This is a genomic window from Streptomyces sp. DH12, from assembly GCF_020873895.1.
Classification (GTDB): domain Bacteria; phylum Actinomycetota; class Actinomycetes; order Streptomycetales; family Streptomycetaceae; genus Streptomyces.
The window spans coordinates 1-406 of record NZ_JAHWGT010001485.1; the positions used below are offsets into that span (position 1 = coordinate 1).

Sequence of the window (406 nt, forward strand, 5' to 3'; positions counted from 1 at the left end):
ATCCCGCACCAGCCGCCGCCGGAACGTGGTGGACGGGCGGCCGCGCAGGCACAGCGCGTCGGCCAGCAGCCCCAGGTCCTGGCAGCGTTCGACGATGTCCGCCGCGAAGATGCCCTCCGCCACGAACAGCGGTGGCTCGATGTGGAAGGCCTCGTGGTCCGTACGGGAGCTGGTGGCGATGTCGTACACCGGAACCTCCGTACGGCCGCACCGGCACAGCTCGGCGATGGCGGCCACCGCCGCGTCCGCGTCCCAGGACCCTGCGGAGTCCCAGTCGATGTCCGTGGAGCCCGGCACCCGGGGCAGCGTCGGGTCGTCGTGCTCCTTGTAGAAATCGTCCAGGCGCAGCACCGGCAGACCGGTGCGGGCGGCCAGGACGGACTTGCCGGAGCCGGAGGGGCCCGCG

1 pseudogene is annotated in these 406 nt (G+C 72.9%); it reads right to left on the bottom strand.

Going from position 1 to position 406, the window contains the following annotated elements:
- Nucleotides 1–406, bottom strand: a pseudogene (locus tag LPA54_RS40695) (uridine kinase); the annotation flags it as partial.